Raw genomic sequence first — 24,736 nt, forward strand, 5'->3', positions numbered from 1 at the left:
GGAGCAAGCTCCTTATCTGTTCGCTCGACTTGCATGTATTAGGCACGCCGCCAGCGTTCATCCTGAGCCAGGATCAAACTCTCCATAAATGAATTATGATGTTTGATTAGCTCATAAAATACTAATTTGTGTTATCTCTAACACTTGTTTTGAACCAACAATTTAATGTTGCGTTCGGAATTAACGTTGACATATTGCAATTCAGTTTTCAATGTTCATTTCTTCAATAATAATCAATATGGTGGAGACTAGCGGGATCGAACCGCTGACCTCCTGCGTGCAAAGCAGGCGCTCTCCCATCTGAGCTAAGCCCCCATAAATTTCAAAAGAGTCGGGAAGACAGGATTCGAACCTGCGACCCCTTGGTCCCAAACCAAGTGCTCTACCAAGCTGAGCTACTTCCCGTAATATTAAATTAAATACATTTTAAAAATGGTGCGCCCGACAGGGGTCGAACCTGTAACCTCTTGATTCGTAGTCAAGTACTCTATCCAGTTGAGCTACGGGCGCATTATTAAAATGATGGTGCCGAGGACCGGAATCGAACCGGTACGATAATCACTTATCGCAGGATTTTAAGTCCTGTGCGTCTGCCAGTTCCGCCACCCCGGCAAAATAATGGAGCAGAAGACGGGATTCGAACCCGCGACCCCGACCTTGGCAAGGTCGTATTCTACCGCTGAACTACTTCTGCAAAATGAAACTGGATGAGCCATAGTGGGCTCGAACCACTGACCCTCTGATTAAAAGTCAGATGCTCTACCAACTGAGCTAATGGCTCATGAAATGGTGCCGGCCAGAGGACTTGAACCCCCAACCTACTGATTACAAGTCAGTTGCTCTACCAGTTGAGCTAGGCCGGCTATTCATTTGAAATGGTGGAGGATGACGGGTTCGAACCGCCGACCCTCTGCTTGTAAGGCAGATGCTCTCCCAGCTGAGCTAATCCTCCACATGAAATCAATTCGATTACAAAGCCTGGCAACGTCCTACTCTTGCGGAACGTAAGTCCGACTACCATCGGCGCTAAAGAGCTTAACTTCTGTGTTCGGCATGGGAACAGGTGTGACCTCTTTGCTATTGCCACCAGACAAAATAACTTACTCAATTAATGATACATTGTTTAATAATCATTTGCAATAGTTAATTTTACACTATCTTCAAATTTTCTTTACAAGATCTTTACTCGAATATATGATATGTAACAACTCGTTTTTGACGACTTTTATATATTACAACGTTTCACCATCTAAGTCAACAGTTTTAAAACATTTGCTAAAATTTTTTCGTTACATTAAGTTAGCTATATCTCGTTTTCTTAACTCGACTTGAATTATCTTACCACATAGAAACTATGTTTGCCATCCCTTTTTTAGTTTATTTTTATAATTTTATAGACGAATAATACATAAATGTTTCTTATTACTTATATGAATTGAATTCATGACTTAAATAGCTTATTCATTTTTATACACAGACAAGACTTAATCTCATAAATTGATGTAAAAAAGGATCAACCTTATGCTTCAATATATGAAGTCATAAGATTAATCCGATTAAAATGAATTTTGTTTATTTACTTTAAAGTGTTTACTATTTTTGTCTCATGTATGGGAACAACAAGACGTCTCTAATAGATGCAGAATCTGTAAGTAGCATAACTAATCTATCAATACCGATGCCTAATCCACCTGTAGGCGGCATGCCGTATTCTAAAGCTTCGATAAAGTCTTCATCCATTTCGTGCGCTTCATCATTACCTTGTTCTTTTTCTACTAATTGAGCTTCAAATCTTTCTCTTTGATCGATTGGGTCATTTAATTCAGTAAATGCATTACCGTGTTCTCTACCTACGATAAATAACTCAAAACGGTCAGTAAATCTTGGGTCATCCGCATTTTTCTTAGCCAGTGGAGATATTTCTATTGGATGGCCATATACAAACGTAGGTTGAATTAAAGTTTCTTCTACCTTTTGTTCAAAGAATTCATTTAAAATATGACCATATTTCATATTGTCTGTGATCTCAATACCATGTTCTTTTGCAACTGTCTTCGCTTCTTCATCACTTTGAATGTTAAAGAAATCTACACCCGTTGCCTCTTTAACAGCATCGACCATATGGATTCGTTTCCAATTAGATTCTAAATCTATCGTCTCTTCGCCATATGTTACTTTCGCAGTGCCAAGAACGTTTTCAGATATGTGTCTAATCATATTTTCTGTGATATCCATAATATCGTGATAATCTGCGTAAGCTTCATATAATTCAATCATAGTAAATTCTGGGTTATGTCTTGTAGATACGCCTTCATTTCTGAATACGCGTCCTATTTCGTATACTTTTTCTAAACCGCCTACGATTAAGCGTTTCAAATGTAATTCAATTGCAATTCTCATATATAAAGTAGCGTCTAATGCATTATGATGCGTGACGAACGGGCGTGCAGCTGCACCACCTGCGATTTGATGCATCATAGGCGTTTCTACTTCTAAAAATCCTTGTTGATTCAAATAATTACGCATCTCTTGCAATATTTTACTGCGATTAATGAATGTTTGTGTACTATCTTGGTTTGTAATTAAGTCAAGATAACGTTGACGATAACGTTGTTCTATATCTTGTAAACCGTGGAATTTATCTGGCAATGGTCGTAAAGCTTTTGTTAGCAACGTAAATGATTGGGCTTTTACTGATAGTTCACCAGTATTTGTTTTAAACATTACGCCTTCCACACCTACAATATCTCCAAGATCTGCAGAATTCCATATTTCAAATTGGTCTTCTCCAACCTGATCTTTTCTTACATATATTTGTATTTGACCACTTAAGTCTTGAACGTGAGCAAAGCCCGCTTTACCTTTTCCGCGTTTAGTCATTAAACGACCAGCAATACTTACATGACTTTCATCTTCTTTTTCATGTAGCTCTTCTTTATTAAATTGGTCCCAATCTTCATGTAATGGGGTAGCCATTGAAGTACGGTCAAATTTTTGCCCAAAAGGATCTATACCTAAATCATATAATTCTTGTAATTTTTGACGACGCACCTGCATTTGGTCATTCATTTCTTCTGACATAACTTTCTCTCCTTTATGCTTCTTGTTCTACTTTTATTTTTTACTACTTGGACCTCTACTTGGAATATTAGACAGACATTTATCATTTGTTAATCATTTTCAACTTACTGAAGTTCTTCTTTATCTATACTTCATATGAATTAGACATGTTCGCAAATTGACAAGTGATTAATATACACTTCCCTCATTCCAACTTTCTCACTCTTCAATTCTACTAGACGATGGAAATGGAATAAAGCTATTTCAACTTTTTTCTATGATTTCTTTATTTATCAGTACATTCCCCAATTAATACACAATGAACCATGTGACTAATGATCTATTAACACATAATAAGTTTCTGTTAAATAATGGTATAGGATCTTGTTATTAAGTTAAATAACTATGTGGCTTAACTGGCTTTAACATCATGCTCTGACGTACAGATGAATGAACACTTTCAACTACCAATGCCGTTGTTAGCAATCACAATCTAACACTTACCGCTTCATAATTAATTATTAAATGCCTTTTAATCTTTATATTTCTTAACTGAGTCATCTGAAGTCACTAAACTTCCGATTTTTCTATTTAAATTTGGTTCAATCATATTCGCTGCTATGTCATTTAACGGTATAAGTACAAATGCACGTTCCTTCATACGAGGATGTGGCACAACTAAGTCTGTTTCATTAATCGTGTGCTCTCCATATAATAATATATCCACATCTATCGTTCTTGGTCCCCAACGTATGTCTCTGACTCGATGCAATTGTTGCTCAGTATCTAAGCACGCCTTCAATAACTCGTGTGGATTCAAACTCGTATGGACTTCGATACATTGATTCAAAAACCGTGGTTGGTCCAGATAACCAACTGGTTCAGTTTCATAAATCGGTGATGTCTGAGTGACTTCAATACCTGCTTTATGATTTAGAATAGAGACCGCTTCTTCTAATTGGGTCATTCGCTCTCCAACATTACTTCCTAACCCCAAATATGCGTATATCATGCGTGATTCTCCCTCACCACTTCAACACCAACACCATCGTAATGACCTGGTATAGGCGGATTCTCTTTAGTGATTCTGACTTTCGTTTCCATTACACGATTATAGTGTGAATTTATACGTTTTGCAATACGTTCAGCAAGATGCTCTAATAAATTTACTGCGTCACCTTCCATAATTTCTTTAACCTCATCAAACACTTCACCATAATGAACTGTATCTTTAACATCATCTGATTGGCCAGCAGTACTTAAGTCAACTTTCAACGTGACATCTACAATGAATATTTGCCCGATTTCATTTTCAGCCGACAGCGCACCATGATAACCATAAAATTTCATACCATTAAGAAATATTGTGTCTCTCATCGTCATTCTCCTTTAAATAATCCATACTTTGTCCTAATCGTACGTTTAATGCGACATTATGAACTCTAACCGCTCTAACGCCTGCCATTATACCATAGGCAGTTGTTGCAGCTGTCGCTTCATCTCGTTCAGTAGGTGTTGTCTCTCCAACCATCATTTCTTTAATAAATCTTTTTCTACTTGTTGCCAATAAGACTGGATAACCTGTAGCCACTAGTTCATCTAAACGTGCCATTACTTCCTTTTCTTCTTCACGTGTCTTTGCAAATCCAATTCCTGGATCAATCCAAACTTTATGTTGCGGGATGCCAGCCATTTCTGCCTTATTCGCTTGTTTAAGTAAATAGACTAGCATTTCATCAACCACTGGTTCTGTTCTTTGACCATCCCCATTGTGCATTAATACAATTTCGCCACCGTACTTTGCAACTACATCGAAAATATGTGCATCATGTATGCCTGCCCATTGGTCATTAATCATAGTAGCACCTAGTTTCATTGCTTCTTCTGCTACTTCACTTCTGTATGTATCAATTGAAAGTTGTACTTCTAAATGATTTAATGCTTTTACTACGGGTAGTACACGTTCCAGTTCTTCATTCACACTAATTTCTTCGTATCCTGGTCTGGTAGATATGCCACCAATATCTATGATATCTACACCTTCGTCTACCATTTCCTCCGCTCTTCTCACTGCATCATCAACTGTATTATATTTACCACCATCTGAAAACGAATCCGGTGTAACATTTAAAATACCCATAATTTTTGTGTGTGTCATAATCATTTGGCTTCCTTTCGCTTATAAAATGATTTTTCTTTATGTTATTATCTTATTTCTATAATAACGTTAATTTTTGATTTTTTCAGTATCTCTTATTCCAATTGCTACCAATTGCGCTCTATACATTTTAATTATACTGAACTACATAAAAGTTAACATAAACAAAAAACCGGACACCCATGTGTGTGTCCGGTTTATCTCATATCATCGTTGACTAGTCATCAAAAGCGAATAAAGGAGTAGAAAGGTAACGTTCACCATTACTTGGCAATACTGTAACAACTGTTTTACCTTTTCCTAATTGTTTTGCTTTTTCAATCGCAGCATAAATCGCAGCACCTGATGAAATACCACATAAGATTCCTTCATCTTTGGCAACTTTACGTGCCATATCCATTGCAGTTTCATTTCCTACTTGAACAACTTCATCGTAGATATTTTCGTCTAAAGTGTCTGGAATAAATCCGGCACCTAAACCTTGTAATTTATGCGGACCTGGTTCGCCACCACTTAATACTGGTGAATCTTCTGGCTCAATCGCAACCAAATTAATATCTGGATATGTTTCTTTCAACACTTTACCAGCACCACTAAGTGTACCACCTGTGCCTACACCAGCTAAGAATGAATCAATTGTCTTACCTTCAAATTGTTTAACTAATTCAGGGCCTGTCGTTAATTCATGAACACGAGGATTAGCCGGATTTTCAAATTGTTGCGGTTCATAGTAACCGTATTCTTCTTTTAACTCTTTTGCTTTTTTAATCGCGCCTTTCATAGCTTCAGAACCAGGTGTTAATACTAATTCTGCACCATAAGCTTTTAATAAATTACGACGCTCTTGGCTCATTGTTTCAGGCATAGTGAATACCGCTTTATAACCTTTGGCAGCACAAACAAATGCTAGACCAATACCTGTATTACCACTTGTAGGTTCAACGATTGTATCTCCGGGTTTGATTTTACCTTCTTTTTCAGCTTCTTCAATCATTGCTAATGCAATACGGTCTTTTACAGAACCGCCTGGATTTTGATATTCAAGCTTAACGTACACATCGGCAATGTCTCCATCTACCACATTATTTAATTTAACTACTGGTGTGTTACCAATCACTTCTACAATATTATCTACTGGTTTGTTTGTCATAAGTATTGCTCCTTTTCATTAAAAAGTTTAAAACCTACTTTTCTAATCGGATATGCATTCTATTTTATCAGATTTTTCTGTAAATACAACTGTAAAAACTTATTACGAGAACTTTAACCAAACATAATGTGTTTCATCTTATATTCTAACTGTTTTGTTGCATATTTTCTAACAATCCTTGCAACTCTTGTTCAGAGAATTGGTACTTATTTCTACAGAAGTGACATTCAGCTTCTGCACCGTGATTTTCAGAAATCATACTCTGAATTTCAGCTTTTCCTAAGCCTTTAATCGCGTTTAAGAATTTATCATGTCCACAATTACATTCAAACTGCGCAGGAAGAGTTTCTAAGATTTGTACATTTTCTTCTCCCAGTATCTCAAAGAGTAATGCTTCTGGTGATAAGCCTTGATCAATTAATTTAGAAACAGGAGTCATTTGTTTAATAGCATTTTCTAGTCGCGTAATCGTTTCATCATCCGCTCCTGGCATAACTTGAATTAAAAAACCTCCTGAAGCTTTAATTGAATTATCCGGATTAACCAGTACGCCTAATCCCACTGAGGAAGGTACCTGTTCACTTTTAGCGAAATAGTACGTAAAATCGTCTCCTAGTTCGCCAGAAACAAGTGGGCTAGACCCAGAAAAATAATCTTTCAAACCAACATCTTTAACAACTGTTAACGAACCATTTGTGCCAACAGCACGACTAACGTCTAATTTCCCACTATCATTTAAAGGAAAATGGGTTTGTGGATTTGTAACATAACCTCTTACATTACCTTTAGCGTCTGCGTCTGCAATAACTTTGCCAATAGGACCTTGACCATCTACTGTAACTGTCAATTTTTGATCACCTTTCAGCATTGCTCCCATCATTAGTGTTGCAGTCATCGTACGACCAAGTGCTGCAGATGCTGTCGGCCACGTATAATGTCTTGTTTGTGCTTCTTGTACACTTTCTGTTGTTAAAGCGCTGTATGCACGGATTTGCCCTCCGAATGCTAAAGCTTTAACGATATAATCATTCGTCATTTTTTAAATTTCTCCTTTAGTATTAACTATTTTTATTATAAATCATTTAATTTTGATGTCTATTGCGTTACTTTATTTTAACGCAATTTATTTTAAGCCTTCTTAGCAAAAATTGCGAAATATCTGTTTGTAACCTAAACTGTTTAAACAAAAAACTTCCTTCTACTAATTTGTCTGATAGTAGAAGGAAGTTTTAAATTCAGTCTTTAATTTCGACGATTTGGATCATTAGGATTACCTGGTCTATCAATATCAGGTGCTTGTTCATGGCCAGTTGGCTCTGAATCATCACCATCTTGTTCATTGTCTGTAGATTCTCCATCTTTGTGATCTTCTTGTTGATCGTCATCGCTATTGTCTAATTGCTCTTTACGTACGTCTTCGTATGATTTACCGTATTTACCGTCTTCGAAGTCATTATTTTCCTCTTCTACAACTTTGGCACCGTCATAGTCAACTTCTGGTAATACGCCATCATGGAATAATGATTGTATTTGTTCAGCAACTAATGTTTCTTCAGTTAATAATGATTCAGCAATTAAAATTAATTGTGATTTGTGTTCTAGCAGGATGTCTTTACAACGCTCATATTGCTCTTTAATAATACGCTGTACTTCTTTGTCAATTTCATAAGCAATTTGTCCAGAATATTCTGGTTCTCCTTGCATATCTTTTCCTAAGAAGACTTGACCATTGCTACTGCTTGAGAATTGAATCGGTCCAAGTTTCTTACTCATACCGTATTCTGTAACCATTTGACGCGCAATTTGTGTTGCACGCTCAAAATCATTAGAAGCGCCTGTAGAGACTTCGTTAAAGTTAATATCTTCTGAAACTCGTCCGCCGAGCAGGCCACAAATTTTATCTAATAATTCTGGTTCAGTCATTAAGAAGCGATCTTGTTTAGGTAACATCATTGCGTAACCGCCTGCTTGTCCACGCGGCACGATGGTTACTTTATGAACAACCTCTGCTTCATCAAGTACCATACCAATAATAGTATGACCTGCTTCATGGTGAGCGACGATGTTACGCTCTTTCTCTGAAATGACACGAGATTTTTTAGCTGGACCCGCAATGACACGGTCAGTAGCTTCTTCTATATCACGCATATCAATTTTTTTCTTGCCTTCACGAACAGCAACTAATGATGCCTCGTTAAGTAAGTTCTCTAAATCCGCACCTGAGAAACCTGGTGTTCTTTGAGAAACTGCTTTTAAGTCAACGGTTTCATCCAGCGGTTTATTCTTAGCATGTACATGAAGAATTGCTTCACGTCCTCTAACGTCTGGACGACCAACTTGAATTTGTCTATCGAAACGACCTGGACGTAGTAATGCTGGGTCTAAGATATCAGGACGGTTAGTCGCAGCAATCATGATGATACCTTCATTTTCACCAAAACCATCCATCTCAACTAATAATTGGTTTAGCGTTTGTTCACGTTCATCATGTCCGCCACCAACACCAGCACCACGTTGACGGCCAACTGCATCAATTTCATCTATGAAAATAATACATGGTGCATTTTTCTTAGCATTTTCAAACAAGTCACGTACACGACTTGCACCAACACCAACAAACATCTCAACAAAGTCAGAACCACTAATTGAGAAGAATGGTGTGCCTGCTTCACCGGCAACCGCACGTGCAAGTAACGTCTTACCAGTACCTGGAGGTCCTACTAATAGAACACCTTTTGGAATTCTTGATCCCATTTGTTTAAATTGTTTGTTGTCTTTTAAGAAATCGACAATTTCAATTAATTCTTGTTTTTCTTCATCTGCACCAGCTACATCTGAGAAGCGTACGCGTTTTTTCTGGCTATCGTACATTTTAGCTTTAGATTTACCAAAGTTCATCATACGGCCGCCGCCACCGCCGCCACCTTGGGCTTGGCTTAGGAAGAAAATAAATAATAATGCAATAATTAATACTGGAATTAATGTTGTTAAAATACTTACAAATACGCTTTGTTTTTCTTCTTCTTTAACTGTAAATTTCAGACCATCTTGTTTTTGTGCTCTATCAGTTATTTTTTCTAATTCTTTATCGTTGTTATATAAAATTGTTGAAGAATATTCTTTGTCATCTTTTGTTTTACCACTTACCATATATACGTTTTGTTCAGGCTGTAATTCAAGTGATTTTAAATCACCTTTATCTAGCTGTTTCACAAATTGGTTATACGTAAGTTGTTTTGGCATATTACCATTTCCGTTTAAAAACGAAAACAAACCAAATATTATAACGCCAATAATTGCGATAACAAGCACATTACGAAAGGCTTTCTGCATGCGTCGTTTCCTCCTACTTCAATAATAAAACTAACAAAAATTGTAACATAATCCGTTAGCTTACGGCTAGTATTTCAACTTTTATGCTATGTTTACAATTTTCAATGCTCTATTTTAAATTTTTAATTGTCCCAAATGCTTAAAAGTTCCATATTAATTACATCACAATCCGATACAAGCCACCATAATTTTATGTATTTATTTACAATAACATTTATTGACATGAACTCATTTACTCATTGGATTAACATAATTACGCTTAGACTTACATTATATAATAATTTTTCATTTCACAAAATTGAATTGCTTACTTTGAATAAATTTCTGGCTTAAGTGTTCCAATATACGGTAAGTTACGGTAATTTTCAGCGTAATCTAAACCATATCCAACAACGAATTCATCTGGAATCTTTTTCCCTACATATTTAGCCTCAATGTTTGCTTTACGGCGATTAGGTTTATCAAGTAAAGTTACAATTTCAAGTGAATTGACACGACGTGACTCCAATAATTCAGTGATAGATTTCAACGTTGTTCCAGTTTCTAAAATATCTTCTATAATTAGCACATCTTTATTTTCAATAGAAGCACTTAAATCTTTTAGAATTTGAACTTCCCCAGTTGATTCTGTGCCTCCGTGATAACTTGATACATCCATGAAATCGATAGCTAAATGTGTATCAATATATTTAATTAAATCTGCCATAAACATGACCGAACCTTTTAATATGCCGATACACACAAGTGGTTTCCCTTTATAAGCTTGGGTGATTTCTTCACCTAAATCTTTACATATTTGATGAATATCTTCCTCTGATAACAGTATTTCCTTTAAATCATCTCGCATTTTTTCATTCCTCTCCCATATCTCGTATAAAAATTAATTGATTGTATTTATTTTGTAAATATAATGTGCCAACAGCAATAATCTCATTTTTAACATTAACAATGACAGGTAACTGATCTCGCTCGGAGTGAACGATTTTATAATCAATAAGCAATCTACTTATCTTTTTGTGACCTTTCACACCATTCAACTTAAATTTGTCGCCATCTCTCCGTGTACGGATAACCAAAGGAAAGTCTTCTGTTGGAAAATCATCTTTAATGTCAATATGATAATGACTATAGTTGTATGTACCAGGGTGAGTAATCTTAGTCGGAGAATATCTCACATCATAATTTGCCATTATTATAAATTTATCATATGCGATATGAATAATCCATTTATCTGTTGTATATAATGTGCATTGGGTCAAATTTCCTTCAAGTTTTTGAAACCATTCATTATAAGTTTTTTCAGTTATAGGCCGTGTGATTTGAAGTTTTTCACATATTTTATCTAATACAGCCATTTTGACACTATACCTTAAATTTAAAAATTGTAATCTTGATATTTGATAGTGACATGTATCCGGATGTTTATCTATTGCATGGTTTATAAATTCTATCGCTTCTTTGTCTATTACTTCAAGTTGCTCATCATGCCAATCTTTTAATTTAATTAATTGCGCTGTATCTAGATGTTTATTTTTATTTATTGAAGGCAAAATACGATTACGGATATCATTTCTCACGTAATGGTTTTGTGCATTTGTTTCATCTTCGTAATAAGGTACATCATGCGTGATTTGATATTCACGTATGTCAGATTTCGTTGTTGTTAACAATGGTTTACACACATGATATTGTTCTCGAGTCATTTGATATGACATTCCCAGACTACTTCTCGAAGAACGCCCAGTCATCAAACGATAAAAAATAGTTTCAATTTGATCATCTTGATGGTGCGCCGTCAACAAAACATCTGCATTTAATTCTTCCATCATCAAGTCAAACCATTGATAACGTGCTATTCTTGCCTCATTTTCAATACTATTACCTTTTTCAATAACTGCTGATAAGTCTAAGTGTTTAACATAAAGTTCAATTTCATGTTCTTCACAGTATTGTTTAAGAAATGCTTCTTCTTGTTTAGCAATCGGGCGAATGTTGTGATTTACGTGTAAGCAGGTCAATTTCGAGTATGAATGTTTCAAACTTGTGATTAACTCATGTAGTAATACCATGCTGTCTACACCTGTAGAAACCGCCAATACAATGTGCTTGTCTTTCGTCCAACCCTTAGTATTAACATCCAACTTTATTTACCTCCCACTTACTTTATATCTTTCAACAATTAACCTCACATCTATAAAACAAGTCTATATTACAACAAAAAAGAGACTGTTTCCTCAATTAAGAAAACAGTCTTAGATTGTTACGCTCAAGCTTAATATTGGAATTATTGAGTGTACTTGCTTCTCAATAAATCAGTTAGTTGTATAAGAAATAGTTGTATTATCTATTTATTAACGTCTAGCGCCTTTTCCGCCACGTCTTGATTCAGTTTGACGTTTGATAGAAGTTAATTTATCTTCACTATCTTTTAAGAAATTTGTTAATTTCTTTTCAAAGTCTTCACCTTTTGGTTGTGGTTGTTTATAACTTGGTTTGCTTTGAGGTCTGCGTGGACGATCTTTTGCTTTTTTAATAGATAGACTGATTTTACCGTCATCAGCAATTGATAACACTTTAACTTCAACTTCATCTCCAACAGATAAATGATCTTCTACGTTTTCAACGTAATTATCTGCAACTTCACTTATGTGAACTAAGCCACTTTTTCCTTCTGGAAGTTCGACGAAAGCGCCAAACTTTTTAATACCAGTGACTTTACCTTTAAGCTTGTTTCCTACTTCGATTGACATATTGTAAATAAATCCTCCCGATTTGTTTCGATTTTAACCTTATTATATGCCTGTTTGCATAAATTAACAATGGTATTATGATGCAAAAAATAATTTTAACTATTTATCTTCCTTAGATGATTTCGATCCGGCTTCTGATTTGTCATTAGGCAGCTTGAAAATAACTTCACCATCATTACTTAAATAATAGTCATCTCGTGCAACCTTTTCTATATAACTCTTATCGTTTAAGTTATTTAATTGTTCTTTTAATGCCAATTCTTCATCTTGTTGCTTTTGATATTTTTCTTCTTTTTGTTGTCGTTCTACAGCATCATCATTATTGCTTTGCTTTTGAGTGACAAGCATGATACACAAAATGATTATAATAGCGAGTAGTATACCACCAAACAAAGTGATACGTCTACGTACCACACGTCTTCTCAATTTTTGCTTTTGTTTCTTTTTATTTTCAGAAGAGGTGAATGTATTTCCGATATTTTCAACTTTTTTACTCAATGCTTGTCACCTCCTTCATTATTCTCCGCCAACTTTTTCTTCTTTAATAATCTCATACATGCCTTTTGCATTTTCCTTCGTTGCATGTTCACTTAATCCTGTGACGTTTATTGTTACAATTTTTTGTCCAAAACGAATAACGAGCTCATCGGTCACTTTCACATCTGTTCCAGCTTTGGCAACTGAACCATTAACCGTTATTCGACCTTGATCACTAATTTCTTTCGCTAATGTACGACGTTTTACTAGTCTCGATACTTTAAGGTATTTATCTAGTCTCATGATTTATCTCCTCCTTGCTCTAAAAAATGTTTTAAAGCAGTCTCATCCAACGACATATTTTTTGTTTTATCATACAACTTCATGAAATGCTCTGCAAACACTTTTTCAAATTTCACGCGTTGCACTTTTCCTTCTTTTGCTTTTGCCTTTTCCCAAATCAGCGATAAATCTTCCTCATTTTCTACGTGTGCTTCTCCGAAAATATGTGGATGCCTACGTATCATTTTTTCAGATAAACTTTGCACCACTTCGTTTAAATCAAAATAGCCTTCTTTTTTCCCAATACTTGTATGCAGTAGTACTTGTAATAGTATATCACCAAGCTCTTCAATCATATGCCAATCGTCTTCATTATCTATTGCTTCAAACAATTCAAATGTTTCTTCCAATAAATAACGCTTTAACGTTTGATGTGTTTGTATTTTATCCCATGGGCACCCAATTTCATCATCTACAAGTCTGTCTATAATACCTGCAGCATAATAAAAATCACTCATATACGTTTGGTCATTTTCTACACGTTTAATAAATACACTTGTCACATTATTAAACACTTCAGCATGATGGTCTAATTCATATAGTGGTGTGTCAATTACATGGGCACCGCTACTATGTGCACCATCAACGATTGTTACAAGCTGTTCATCATCATAACGCTCCATTAACGTTATCTTTAAATCTCCAGCTGTCATAGGACTATATACCTGCGTAATCAGTGTATGTGTTCGAATGTTCAGCTGTTCGCTATTCAACGATGTAGCATCAAGTAATGTGAAACCATCATTTGGGTCTATTTTAACCGCTTCGAAGATATCATCGATGAAACTTTTCCCACCTAATACTTCAACTTGAATATCATCATATTGATGTGCGTATGCCTCTAACTTAACAGTAGTCGTCTCAGCAACACGTGGATGGCCTGGAACTGTATAAACAACGTCTGTTTGACGTGCAGCAGTAATAAGTTGAGACACAATCGCTTCATAAACATTTTCAAAACCATTATTAGCTTCATATACTTCATCAAAACTTTGAAATTCGATACCTTCAGAAATCAAAGTGTCGATGATAGGATGATCTAACGTACGCGTGTAAACCATTGTTTGATTCTTCAAAACTTTATATATGCCTAAGGGTAGTTCATCAATTCCGTAATTCCCTAATCCAACAATCGTTATTTTACCAGTCATTATCGTTCCCCTCTTTTCATATAGATGAGCTTATCGCCCAATGGTAAGTGTTTCAACTCTTTATAACTTAATAATTGTGTGTGAATTATCGCGATGATAATTACGGTAACACCGATACTTGCTGCAACTATTAATTCCATCAAACCTGCCACACGTCCCTGTGTAGGAATCAACCACATTGCTAGTTGAACGGCAATGGATAATATCAACATTGTAACAATTAATTTTAAGACAAAATTTTGCATTTTCCTAAATCGATAATACTTCGATACGCGAAAATGTAAAATCGTAGCGAATAAGATAAGTGAAAGTACTGTGCTGATACTCCCACCTAACATAAACAACTGAGGAATCAATAACACATTTAAAATCGCTTTACTGATAACACCAATAAGAAATGCTAGCAAGATTGAACGCACCTGATTTTGCACTTGTAATAACGCAATGTCCATCATAATAAGCGATACAAATATAACTGTAAGCATATATACTGCTAACGTTCCAGTCTGACTATCGGTTTTAAAGAACACGCTATTCATGATAGGTAACAAATTAATCAAACCGATACCTGCGGCCACACTAAACAATATAGTAATTTTAACCGAAGCATTCGCATATCTGTTGATGCGTACATTGTTATTCACTTTAATCGCATCTGTGAGCAACGGAATAAGTACAAAACAAAACGTCGTAGTAACTATCAACCCTATTTGAATAAAGGATGCCCCCCGGTCATAGATACCTTTTTGTGTAGCAGCAGCTTGTAGGCTCAAACCTGTACGCTGTAGTGCATGAATGACTGTAAAGCTATCGACAACTTGCCAAACGATGACAATAAGTTGGCTTACCGCAAAAATTACAATAGACAATGCTAATTTTCGCCAAGCAATAGCATTTGTATTGACGTCATCTTGTGATTTGAGTACATTCCATTTGAAAGGCCGCTTCAATAAAAGATACATACTTGAAGCTAAAAAGCCAAACGCAGACCCAGCAATCGCTAAAGCGCCAGTAGCATACAATGACCATTGTTGCGTCACAAATAATACAATTGCCACAATTATAATACCAACACGAATAAATTGTTCTATAACCTGGGAAATAGCAGGGATGTTCATATTTTGTTGTGCTTGATAATATCCTCTATAAGTGCCTAATATACCTACAAATAAGAAGCTAAAGCTCGCCGCTCTTAACATGGGTGCAAGATTGACATCTCCCATAAAGGTTGCGATCCATTTTGCACAAATGAACAACATTAAGAAAAAAATAGCGCTAAAAATCTGCAACCGCACTAAAACTTTCATGTACTGATGAGCATGACCATCGCCACCAAAGATTTGTGTAACCGCACTTGGTATTGCATTCATTGTTAAAATAACACCTAACGCAACAATTGGGTAGATTTGTTGATACGCATACAATCCTTCATCACCTAATATATTTTGATAAGGCACTCGATATATTGCACTTAATATTTTAACCACGATAAGTGCTAATGTAAGTACGACTACACCATTAAAAGCAGAGGGCTTGTCTATTTTAGATTTCATCAGGTATAACCATGCTTTCTTCTAAGCTTTTTGTTAAGAATTTCAGGCTGTCTAACCAGTTGCCAGTTTTATTTAATGTCACTTTCATTTTACCTTCTTGAACACCTACTTTCATAGTGCGTCCTAATGGTTGCGTTTGTTTAAATAAAGCTTCGCCATTGATGTCAGTCGTTCCTTTTTCTGATAAATAAACTTCTACCTTTTTACCGGTATCTTTGATTAATGTTACGCCAGCATGTAATGCATGAACTTTAATCTCCATCATTTCTAATAATCTTTCTACTTCTACTGGATAATCATTGAAACGATCAATCAACTCATCTTTAACATCCAGTAATTGTGCTTCACTTTCAATTTTACGCAATTTTTTGTAGATTTCAATTTTAGCCTGTTCATTAGGAATGTATTCAGCTGGTAAATAAGCATCGATATTAAGTTCTATTTCAATTTCAGGTGCATCTTGTTTTTCATCTTTCACACCGCGTTTTTCATTAACAGCCTCTTCCAACATTTGAGAATATAAATCGAAACCGACAGAGTCGATAAAGCCATGTTGTTGTTTACCTAATAAATTACCTGCACCACGAATATTCAAATCTCGCATAGCTATTTTAAAACCTGAACCTAATTCGGTAAATTCTTTTATGGCTTGCAAGCGGTCTTCTGCAGTTTCAGATAACACTTTGTTCGTAGGATGTAAGAAATAAGCATAACCAATTCGACTCGACCGACCTACACGTCCTCTTAACTGGTACAGCTGACTTAGTCCAAAGCGGTCTGCATCTTCAATGATCAATGTATTCGCATTGGGTACATCGACGCCAGTTTCAATAATCGTTGTAGTAACAATAATATCGTATTCATGATTAATAAAGCTAAGCATCGTTTCTTCTAAATCTCGTTCATTCATTTGGCCGTGTGCGACACCGATATTTGCATCCGGCATAAGCATCTGTAATTGTTCTCTTTTCTCATAAATAGATTGCACCTTATTATAAAGATAGAATACTTGACCATCTCTTGATAGTTCTCGTTCCAATGCTTCTTTTATAAAATTAGTATTCTGCTCTAGGACATAAGTTTGCACAGGAAAACGGTTCTCAGGCGGCGTTTCTATCACTGATAAATCTCTGACACCTAACATACTCATGTGTAATGTACGTGGTATAGGTGTTGCAGTTAATGTGAGTACATCTACATTGTTCTTTAAAGATTTAATACGTTCTTTATGACGTACACCAAAACGTTGCTCTTCATCCACAATGAGCAACCCTAAGTCTTTATAATGAATATCTTTACCTAACAATTTGTGTGTACCTACAACAATATCAACGAATCCTGATTTCAACCCTTCCTTAGTTTCCTTTACTTCTTTGGTACTTCTAAATCGACTTATAAGTTGTACTTCTATAGGGAAATCTTGCATACGTTCAATTAATGTTTCATAGTGCTGTTGGGCAAGTATCGTAGTTGGTACAAGAAAGGCAACTTGCTTCCCTTCCATAACAGCTTTAAATGCTGCACGCACAGCGACCTCCGTCTTACCATAACCTACGTCTCCACATAGCAATCTATCCATTGGACGTTCAATTTCCATATCTTGTTTGATTTCTTCTATAGACTTACTTTGGTCTGGTGTAAGTTCGTAAGGGAAATCAATTTCAAATTCATTTTGTTCCGCCGTATCAGGTCCAAATTGATAGCCAACAGACATTTCCCGTGCTTTATACAGTTCTATCAATTCATCAGCCATATCCTCAACACTTTGTTGTACTTTGGCTTTCGTTTTTTTCCATTCTGTACCGCCAAGTTTATTCAACTTAGGTGATTTATCTTCTGACGCGACATATTTTTGGACTTGATCCATCTGATCGACAGGGACAAACAACTGGTCTGTCCCTTTATATTGCAATTTAATATAATCTTTGTGTACGCCGCCTACTTCTAATGTTTCAACACCTAGATATTTACCAACACCGTGATGAACATGAACGACATAATCGCCAACTTTTAAATCTTGATATGATTTGATTTTTTCAGCATTCGTTAATGTTTTTTGTTGTTTTGGTTTTTTCTTTTGCTTAGATTTAAATAATTCTCGTTCTGTTACTACAACTAACTGCATATAAGGCAACTCAAAGCCTTCTGATAAACTACCTTCTGTAATGATGGCGCTACCGCCTTCATTACGATGACTTGGTGTATCAATAAATGTCGGTATATGCATTTCATTTAACATAGCTTGAATGCGTTCTTTTTTTGTTTCTGTTTCAGCCAGTACGACAACTGTATAATCATTTTGCATGAATCTTTGGAATTCAGAACGCATAATATCATATTGACCATAAAACTGTTGAACTGGTTTACATGAAAATTTAATTATTTCATTTAATTGCACAGGCATCGTTGCAGTAAACAATGTAAAATACGTTACAGCAAAAGGTTTCAATAAATTTTCAAAGGCATCATATTGTAAAAAACTTTGTTCTATAAAACCTTTCCCGCTTTCTATTAAATTTTGCATGAATTCGTCTGTTTCAGATACTAGTGTACTTTCAGTTTCTTTAATTCTATTAAATTCATCTACAGCTATGATGGCGTCATCTTTAAAGTAATCCACAATGGTTGCTGGCTGTTCATACATGAACGCAACGAGTCTACGTAATACTTGATGATCAAACATTTCTGATTCAAATAATTGAAAACTCTCGTACGTTTCTTTCAATTCATTTCTTACAGATTTTTCAATTTTTGGACGTGTATCTTCATAAGCCTCTTTTAGTTTTTGTTTTGTATGCTTCAACACATCTTCTGTAATAATATAATCACTTGCAGTTGTTATATTAACTTGTTCAATGTTCCCTTCAGAACGTTGTGATTCTACATCGAAATCACGAATTGAATCTACTTCTGTATCAAAAAATTCAATTCGCACTGGCTTTCCAATTAAAGGGTAGATGTCTACAATCCCACCACGTAATGAAAATTCACCAATATGTGATACCACGCTTTCTCTACGATAGCCCATATTCACAAGTTTTTTTAACAATGCATCAATATCTACATCATCACCAACAGATAGCGTCAATTGGTGAGACTTCCACATTTCTACCGGTGTGAGCCATTTTTTCAAACCATTTAAAGGTACGATGAATAACCCTCTCTCTTCTTGAGCAAGTGCCGTTAGCGTACGCACGCGTTCACTCATGAATTGAGGGCTTTGTGTTGAAAATTCTTCTGTCATAATATCCTGCATGGGATATTTATAAATAGCTTCAGCATTTACAAATTGCAGTAAATCACTTTCTAACTTATCTGCTTGATAAAGATTGTTTGTAACAACGAGCAATTGTTTAGTACTATCCAAATATTTTTCAGCAATGATTGTCGCTTTTGCCGCTCCGGATAGTCCCGTTACTAACACATTTTCTTTACCGAACACTTCGTTTAATTCTTGGTATCGTTTGTCTTCGTTTATATACTCTGTAATTATTGATTTCACTTAATCTCACCATTATATTCATTCATCACACGGTCGAATCGATCACTTTCTATATAAGCTTCGATAGCTCGTGCAGAATGTTCTATTACTTTATTCATTGTTTCCATTTCTTGTTTCGAAAATTTTTGCAAGACATAATCTACAATGGCCATGCCATTTGAGGGTCTGTCTACGCCAATTCTAATCCTTTTGAATTGGTCCGTCCCTAATACTTGAATGATTGATTTCATACCATTATGGCCACCTGCACTACCTTTTTGTCTAAGCCTAATTTCACCTTGTGGTAAATCTAAATCATCATATAAAACAATTAAATCATCAATATCAATATCATAGTATTTCATTAGAGGGCCTACTGCTTCGCCGGATAAATTCATCATAGTCATTGGTTCAATGAACATCACTTTTTCACCAGCAACACGCTCTATCGTATACGCCCCTTTGAATTTTTGTTTATCTAAAGAACAATTATTCTGATCTAACATGTAATCTATCACTTCGAACCCAATATTGTGTCTTGTTTGTTCAAAGCGTTTACCTATGTTACCTAGACCTACAATACATTTCATTTCGTTACCTCCGCTCGTTGTGCTCTCTCCATCTAAAATTTATATAAATTTTTATCCTTTATAAGTCATGTATTTTGTATCATTCACTATAATAACATAAAAAAGCACCTGCTTAATGTATTAAGCATGGTGCTTTTTATAAGATAATATTGTATTGATTTCATCAACACATGACATGAACATTAAAGAAAAATTATTCTTCTTCTTTTTGTTCTTCGTCACTTTCATCTTCTTTTTCTTCGCCTACAACTTCTGGTTCTTCAGTAGCTGAATCGCCTTCCATTGCTTCGATTTCTTCTTCAGTAGGCTCTTCTGTTGGAGGAACTACTGTTACGATTGAATCACTTGCTTCGTTTTCAATAGTGAATTGACCAGAAACTTTGATGTCTTCAACTGAAAGACTATCATTAATTTCTAATTCACTGATATCAACTTCAATTGATTCAGGGATATTATCTGGAGTAGCTGTAACTTCAAGGTTAAATAATGGTTGTTCAACAACGCCACCTTCTTTAGTACCAACAGCTTCACCTACTAATTGAACTGGTACTTCAACAGTACGTTCTTCAGTCATATTGATCGCTAAGAAGTCAATATGAGTGATTTGGTTTTTAAGTGGATCGAATTGGTAGTCTGAAACCATTACTTTAATAGATTTAGAACCTACGCCTAATTCGATTACACCGTTACGTCCAACTTCACGGATAACTTTGATAAATTCTACTTCGTCTACTTTAACAGAAGTATTTTTTGTACCATAACCGTACACGATTGCTGGTACTTTACCAGTGTTTCTTAGTGTTTTAAGGTCTGAACGTGTTTGTTTACCTTGACGAATAATTGACTTTAATGAAGCCATATTCAGTTTCCACCTTTCATAATGCGCTCTATCTATGAGCTCCTCATTTGCCCATCAACATCTTGTTGCTTGCAAATGTTTATTTGTCGTGATATTTCACGAACGAAAGTTATTATACATTTATATTAGAGATTAGTCAAATAACACACTAACAGACTCGCGTTCGTATACGCGAATAATTGCTTGAGCTAATAATCCAGCAACTGATAATTCTTTAGTATTCGCTGGTTTACGTTTTTCATCTAATTGAATGGAGTTGGTAACTACAAGTTCTTTAATAGCTGAGTTTTCAATACGTTCTTTTGCAGGTCCAGATAATACTGGATGTGTACAACAAGCATATACATCTTTCGCGCCTTTATCTTTCAATGCTTGGGCAGCTAATGTAATGGTACCGGCAGTATCGATAATGTCATCAATTATAATTGCTGTGCGACCTTCAATTTCACCGACGATGTTCATCACTTCTGCAACGTTTGGTTTTGGACGACGTTTATCTATAATAGCGATAGGTGTTTTAAGTATATCTGCAAGTTTACGTGCTCTTGTCACACCACCGTGGTCTGGAGATACAACAACGCACTCTTCAGGATCGATGTCTGTTTCATTTTTAAAGTATTGTGCTAAGATTGGCACACCCATTAAGTGGTCAATTGGCATATCAAAGAACCCTTGTATTTGGGGTGCATGTAAATCTAATGCAATCATGCGATCTGCGCCAGCAGTTTCAATTAAGTTTGCAACAAGTTTTGCTGTAATTGGTTCACGACTACGAGCTTTTCTGTCTTGACGTGCATAGCCATAATATGGAACAACGATATTAATATTCGCTGCAGATGCGCGTCTACAAGCATCTATCATAATTAACAGTTCCATTAAATGTAAATTAACTGGATTTGATGTTGGCTGAATAATAAATACATCACAACCACGAATACTTTCTTCGATATTGATTTGAATTTCTCCGTCACTGAAACGTTTTACAGAACATTTCCCTAATTCAATTCCAACATGATCTGCCACCTCTTGGGCTAATGGTTCATTACCCTTCAAAGAAAATATTTTCAAAGCAGAATTCTTATACTCATTGTTTAACATTTATAGTCCTCCAATTATTTCTTTCAATTCGTTTTGGTTTATAGACAAGGCAAAACTTATATCGCTCAGCAACATAATCATTTGTTAAGTTTATCTTTGCTTGAATTATATTAATTTTAACAGTTTAAGCATGCTTGTCTAAACATTTGTCTTTATTTTTTCAAATAACCTTCTTTGGTTGTTTGTCTAGCTCTGGCTAATGCCAAACTGTCTTCTGGTACATTATCAGTGATTGTTGAACCTGCAGCTATAAATGAACGATCACCTAAAGTGATTGGTGCAACTAGATTTGTGTTACACCCTATAAATGAATCATTACCAATGACCGTCTTGAATTTATTGATACCATCATAATTAACCGTAATGGAACCACATCCAACATTTGTTCTTTCTCCTATTTCAGCATCGCCAATATAACTTAAATGAGGCAATTTGGCTCCTGCTTTAATCACTGATTTTTTAACTTCAACAAAGTTTCCAACTTTTACTTTTTTACCTAAATCTGCACCTGGACGAAGTTGAGCAAATGGACCTATCGTAGCATAATCATCTACCATCGCTTCATTAATCACAGATTGCTTAATTGTTACATTAGAACCTATCTTGCTATTTGTAATTTCTGTATACTGTCCAATCACAGTATCTTCACCAATCTCACTATTTCCAGCGAGCTTCACACCCGGTTCAATCACTGTATCTTCACCAATTTTTACGTTAGCACCGATATAAGTAGTGGCGGGATCAATTATGGTTACACCATTTTTCATGTGTTGTTCATTAATGCGTGTTCTAAATACACTTTCTGCTGCGCTTAGCATGATTCTATCATTCACACCCATGATTTCTTCAAAATCGTTCGTATGATAAACTTCAACAATACCACTGTCTTCTAAAATTAAGGAAAGTACATCAGGCAAGTAATATTCATTCTGTACATTATCATTTTTAACTAATTCTAATTTATCGAATAACACTTGATTATCAAATGCAAAAATACCTGAACTAATTTCATTAATTTGCTGTTCTGTATCTGTAGCATCTTTTTGCTCTACAATTTTGACTAGATGTCCTTTTGAATCGCGTAATATACGTCCATAACCAAATGGATTTTCTGCTGTTGCTGACAAAACAGTTGCTTGTGCTTGATTGTGCTCGTGGTGTTCAATCAATGACTTCAATGTTGCTGTTGTAATTAACGGTGTATCTCCGCAAACCACTAATGTCGTCCCTTGATTTCCGCTTAAGTGTTCACTTGCCATTTTCACAGCATGCGCCGTACCTAATTGTTCTTCTTGGAAACTATAAAGCGATGCATCACCTAGTGTCTCTTTTACACTCTCTGCGCCATGTCCAACAATTGTAACAAGCTGGTCTATACCAGACTGCCTCACATTATCAGTAACATGTTCAATCATCGATTTACCTGCCACATCATGTAGTACTTTGTATTTCTTTGATTTCATACGCGTACCTTTGCCGGCTGCAAGTACTATTGCATGTCTTTGCATGTATGTTAACCCTCCATTAAAATATACACTTCTTTCTTATTATAATTTAACGCTAGTCACACTTTCAAGGCTCAATGCACCAATGTTATATAATAGAAATATTTTCATCGCTAAAATTTTAAAACTGTAGCCCTTTATTTGTCATCTTTGTACTAAGATGCAACCGCTTCACTATTTATTTGAATATCTCAAATATTTCTACCTTTTAGCTATTTCTTTTCACTAAAATATCATCATAACTGTACTTATACTTCTTGTTATAAGAAATATTAAACTAAAATCAATTGCGCATAACTTAACTACATAAGATTGTTCTATAAACAAATCATTTCTGTCACCTTTTTAAAATATTACTTAATTTCATTTTAATTTTCTAATGATTAAAAAAACCAAAAAAATGGATTTCTATCTAAATAGAAATCCATCTCGGAACAACTAACTCCACTCAAATAGCTGTTCGTATTTTATTTAAGCTTCTTCTTCAGAATCATCTGATGATTGCGCATTTCTATCAGGGATAACTTCATCAGTTTCTTCATATACTTTCATCACTGCATCTTGTATTTCTTGTCTCATTTCTGAGTTTATTGGATGAGCGATGTCTCGGAATTCACCATCTGGTGTACGTTTACTCGGCATTGCGACGAATAGACCTGTGTTGCCTTCAATTACTCGTAAGTCATGTACAACAAATGATTCGTCTAGTGTAATTGACACAAGTGCTTTCATTCTTCCATCTGTTTGTATCTTTCTAAGTCTTACATCTGTCACTTTCATGTAGTGAGCCCCCCTAGTATCTCTTTGTTAGAAGCTTAACAATTTTATTAAAAATTATAAATCCTTATTTTACCTTCGCTATTAATTCTATTTCAACTTTAACATCTTTGGGCAGTCTTGCCACTTCAACACAACTTCTCGCCGGTTGATGATTACTAAAGTAATTGCCATAAACTTCATTTATATTTTGAAATTCATTCATATCAGCAATGAAAATAGTAGCTTTAATAACTGAATCTAAATCTGACCCAGCTTGGTCTAACACAACTTTTAAATTTTCTAAAACTTGTTTCGTTTGCTCTTTTACATCGTCGCTAACAATTTCTCCTTTTAAGTTCAAAGGGATTTGTCCCGATGTGAACACAAGTCCGTTAATTTCTGTTGCATGCGAATACGGCCCCAACGCTTCGGGTGCCTTTTTAGTATTAATAACTTTCATGATGTCGAAA

21 protein-coding genes, 8 tRNA genes and 2 rRNA genes are annotated in these 24,736 nt (G+C 35.4%); all 31 read right to left on the reverse strand.

The window, feature by feature from the left end:
* Positions 1 to 89 (reverse strand): 16S ribosomal RNA (locus BTJ66_RS11155); the annotation flags it as partial.
* A gap of 150 nt (positions 90 to 239) precedes the next feature.
* A tRNA-Ala gene (locus BTJ66_RS11160) sits at positions 240 to 315 on the reverse strand.
* A gap of 16 nt (positions 316 to 331) precedes the next feature.
* Positions 332 to 405: transfer RNA gene (locus BTJ66_RS11165), tRNA-Pro, on the reverse strand.
* Between the two features lie 28 nt (positions 406 to 433).
* Positions 434 to 510, reverse strand: a tRNA-Arg gene (locus BTJ66_RS11170).
* Positions 511 to 523: 13 nt separating this feature from the next.
* Positions 524 to 612, reverse strand: a tRNA-Leu gene (locus BTJ66_RS11175).
* 7 nt (positions 613 to 619) lie between these two features.
* Positions 620 to 694: transfer RNA gene (locus BTJ66_RS11180), tRNA-Gly, on the reverse strand.
* A 14-nt stretch (positions 695 to 708) separates the two neighbouring features.
* Positions 709 to 781 (reverse strand) — tRNA-Lys (locus tag BTJ66_RS11185).
* A 6-nt stretch (positions 782 to 787) separates the two neighbouring features.
* Positions 788 to 863 (reverse strand) — tRNA-Thr (locus tag BTJ66_RS11190).
* A 13-nt stretch (positions 864 to 876) separates the two neighbouring features.
* Positions 877 to 952, reverse strand: a tRNA-Val gene (locus BTJ66_RS11195).
* A 24-nt stretch (positions 953 to 976) separates the two neighbouring features.
* Positions 977 to 1,091 (reverse strand): 5S ribosomal RNA (rrf, locus tag BTJ66_RS11200).
* Between the two features lie 502 nt (positions 1,092 to 1,593).
* Complete coding sequence (gene lysS / locus BTJ66_RS11205; protein WP_099091031.1) at positions 1,594 to 3,081, reverse strand: lysine--tRNA ligase; 1,488 nt, start codon at positions 3,079 to 3,081, stop codon at positions 1,594 to 1,596.
* A 511-nt stretch (positions 3,082 to 3,592) separates the two neighbouring features.
* Positions 3,593 to 4,072, reverse strand: a complete 480-nt coding sequence (folK, locus tag BTJ66_RS11210; RefSeq protein WP_099091032.1) for a 2-amino-4-hydroxy-6-hydroxymethyldihydropteridine diphosphokinase — start codon at positions 4,070 to 4,072, stop codon at positions 3,593 to 3,595.
* On the reverse strand, positions 4,069 to 4,437 hold the full coding sequence (folB, locus tag BTJ66_RS11215; RefSeq protein WP_099091033.1) for a dihydroneopterin aldolase: 369 nt from the start codon (positions 4,435 to 4,437) through the stop codon (positions 4,069 to 4,071). Before folB ends, folK begins: the two co-directional genes overlap by 4 nt.
* The gene (folP, locus tag BTJ66_RS11220; protein WP_099091034.1) at positions 4,415 to 5,218 is read right to left on the reverse strand and encodes a dihydropteroate synthase; all 804 of its coding nucleotides are present in this window, start codon (positions 5,216 to 5,218) and stop codon (positions 4,415 to 4,417) included. Before folP ends, folB begins: the two co-directional genes overlap by 23 nt.
* A gap of 217 nt (positions 5,219 to 5,435) precedes the next feature.
* A complete protein-coding gene (gene cysK, locus BTJ66_RS11225; RefSeq protein ID WP_099091035.1) occupies positions 5,436 to 6,368 on the reverse strand; it encodes a cysteine synthase A in 933 nt (310 codons plus the stop codon).
* A gap of 145 nt (positions 6,369 to 6,513) precedes the next feature.
* A complete protein-coding gene (gene hslO, locus BTJ66_RS11230; RefSeq protein ID WP_099091036.1) occupies positions 6,514 to 7,404 on the reverse strand; it encodes an Hsp33 family molecular chaperone HslO in 891 nt (296 codons plus the stop codon).
* A gap of 206 nt (positions 7,405 to 7,610) precedes the next feature.
* A complete protein-coding gene (gene ftsH, locus BTJ66_RS11235; RefSeq protein ID WP_099091037.1) occupies positions 7,611 to 9,701 on the reverse strand; it encodes an ATP-dependent zinc metalloprotease FtsH in 2,091 nt (696 codons plus the stop codon).
* Between the two features lie 307 nt (positions 9,702 to 10,008).
* Positions 10,009 to 10,548, reverse strand: coding sequence for a hypoxanthine phosphoribosyltransferase (gene hpt, locus BTJ66_RS11240; RefSeq protein WP_099091038.1), 540 nt, complete (start codon positions 10,546 to 10,548; stop codon positions 10,009 to 10,011).
* 4 nt (positions 10,549 to 10,552) lie between these two features.
* Positions 10,553 to 11,842 (reverse strand): tRNA lysidine(34) synthetase TilS, encoded by a 1,290-nt coding sequence (gene tilS / locus BTJ66_RS11245; RefSeq protein ID WP_167380392.1) that lies wholly within the window; start codon positions 11,840 to 11,842, stop codon positions 10,553 to 10,555.
* A gap of 210 nt (positions 11,843 to 12,052) precedes the next feature.
* The gene (locus BTJ66_RS11250) at positions 12,053 to 12,451 is read right to left on the reverse strand and encodes a S1 domain-containing RNA-binding protein (RefSeq protein ID WP_099091040.1); all 399 of its coding nucleotides are present in this window, start codon (positions 12,449 to 12,451) and stop codon (positions 12,053 to 12,055) included.
* Between the two features lie 99 nt (positions 12,452 to 12,550).
* Positions 12,551 to 12,949, reverse strand: a complete 399-nt coding sequence (locus BTJ66_RS11255; RefSeq protein WP_099091041.1) for an FtsB family cell division protein — start codon at positions 12,947 to 12,949, stop codon at positions 12,551 to 12,553.
* A gap of 18 nt (positions 12,950 to 12,967) precedes the next feature.
* A complete protein-coding gene (locus BTJ66_RS11260; RefSeq protein WP_099091042.1) occupies positions 12,968 to 13,231 on the reverse strand; it encodes an RNA-binding S4 domain-containing protein in 264 nt (87 codons plus the stop codon).
* Entirely contained in the window at positions 13,228 to 14,421 is a 1,194-nt protein-coding gene (locus tag BTJ66_RS11265; protein WP_099091043.1) for a MazG nucleotide pyrophosphohydrolase domain-containing protein, read from the reverse strand. Before BTJ66_RS11265 ends, BTJ66_RS11260 begins: the two co-directional genes overlap by 4 nt.
* Positions 14,421 to 15,974: a polysaccharide biosynthesis protein gene (locus BTJ66_RS11270; RefSeq protein WP_099091044.1), complete on the reverse strand. Its 1,554-nt coding sequence runs from the start codon at positions 15,972 to 15,974 to the stop codon at positions 14,421 to 14,423. The genes BTJ66_RS11265 and BTJ66_RS11270 overlap by 1 nt, the downstream gene beginning before the upstream one ends.
* Positions 15,964 to 19,476, reverse strand: coding sequence for a transcription-repair coupling factor (gene mfd, locus BTJ66_RS11275; protein WP_099091045.1), 3,513 nt, complete (start codon positions 19,474 to 19,476; stop codon positions 15,964 to 15,966). The genes BTJ66_RS11270 and mfd overlap by 11 nt, the downstream gene beginning before the upstream one ends.
* On the reverse strand, positions 19,473 to 20,045 hold the full coding sequence (gene pth, locus BTJ66_RS11280; protein ID WP_099091046.1) for an aminoacyl-tRNA hydrolase: 573 nt from the start codon (positions 20,043 to 20,045) through the stop codon (positions 19,473 to 19,475). Before pth ends, mfd begins: the two co-directional genes overlap by 4 nt.
* 193 nt (positions 20,046 to 20,238) lie before the next feature.
* Positions 20,239 to 20,904: a 50S ribosomal protein L25/general stress protein Ctc gene (locus BTJ66_RS11285; protein WP_099091047.1), complete on the reverse strand. Its 666-nt coding sequence runs from the start codon at positions 20,902 to 20,904 to the stop codon at positions 20,239 to 20,241.
* 132 nt (positions 20,905 to 21,036) lie between these two features.
* Positions 21,037 to 22,002 (reverse strand): ribose-phosphate diphosphokinase, encoded by a 966-nt coding sequence (locus tag BTJ66_RS11290; protein WP_099091048.1) that lies wholly within the window; start codon positions 22,000 to 22,002, stop codon positions 21,037 to 21,039.
* Positions 22,003 to 22,154: 152 nt separating this feature from the next.
* Positions 22,155 to 23,510 (reverse strand): bifunctional UDP-N-acetylglucosamine diphosphorylase/glucosamine-1-phosphate N-acetyltransferase GlmU, encoded by a 1,356-nt coding sequence (gene glmU, locus BTJ66_RS11295; RefSeq protein WP_099091049.1) that lies wholly within the window; start codon positions 23,508 to 23,510, stop codon positions 22,155 to 22,157.
* 468 nt (positions 23,511 to 23,978) lie between these two features.
* Positions 23,979 to 24,287, reverse strand: a complete 309-nt coding sequence (gene spoVG / locus BTJ66_RS11300; protein ID WP_099091050.1) for a septation regulator SpoVG — start codon at positions 24,285 to 24,287, stop codon at positions 23,979 to 23,981.
* A 64-nt stretch (positions 24,288 to 24,351) separates the two neighbouring features.
* Complete coding sequence (locus BTJ66_RS11305) at positions 24,352 to 24,726, reverse strand: RidA family protein (protein WP_099091051.1); 375 nt, start codon at positions 24,724 to 24,726, stop codon at positions 24,352 to 24,354.
* Positions 24,727 to 24,736 lie beyond the last annotated feature (10 nt).

It is taken from the genome of Staphylococcus edaphicus (assembly GCF_002614725.1).
GTDB lineage: Bacteria > Bacillota > Bacilli > Staphylococcales > Staphylococcaceae > Staphylococcus > Staphylococcus edaphicus.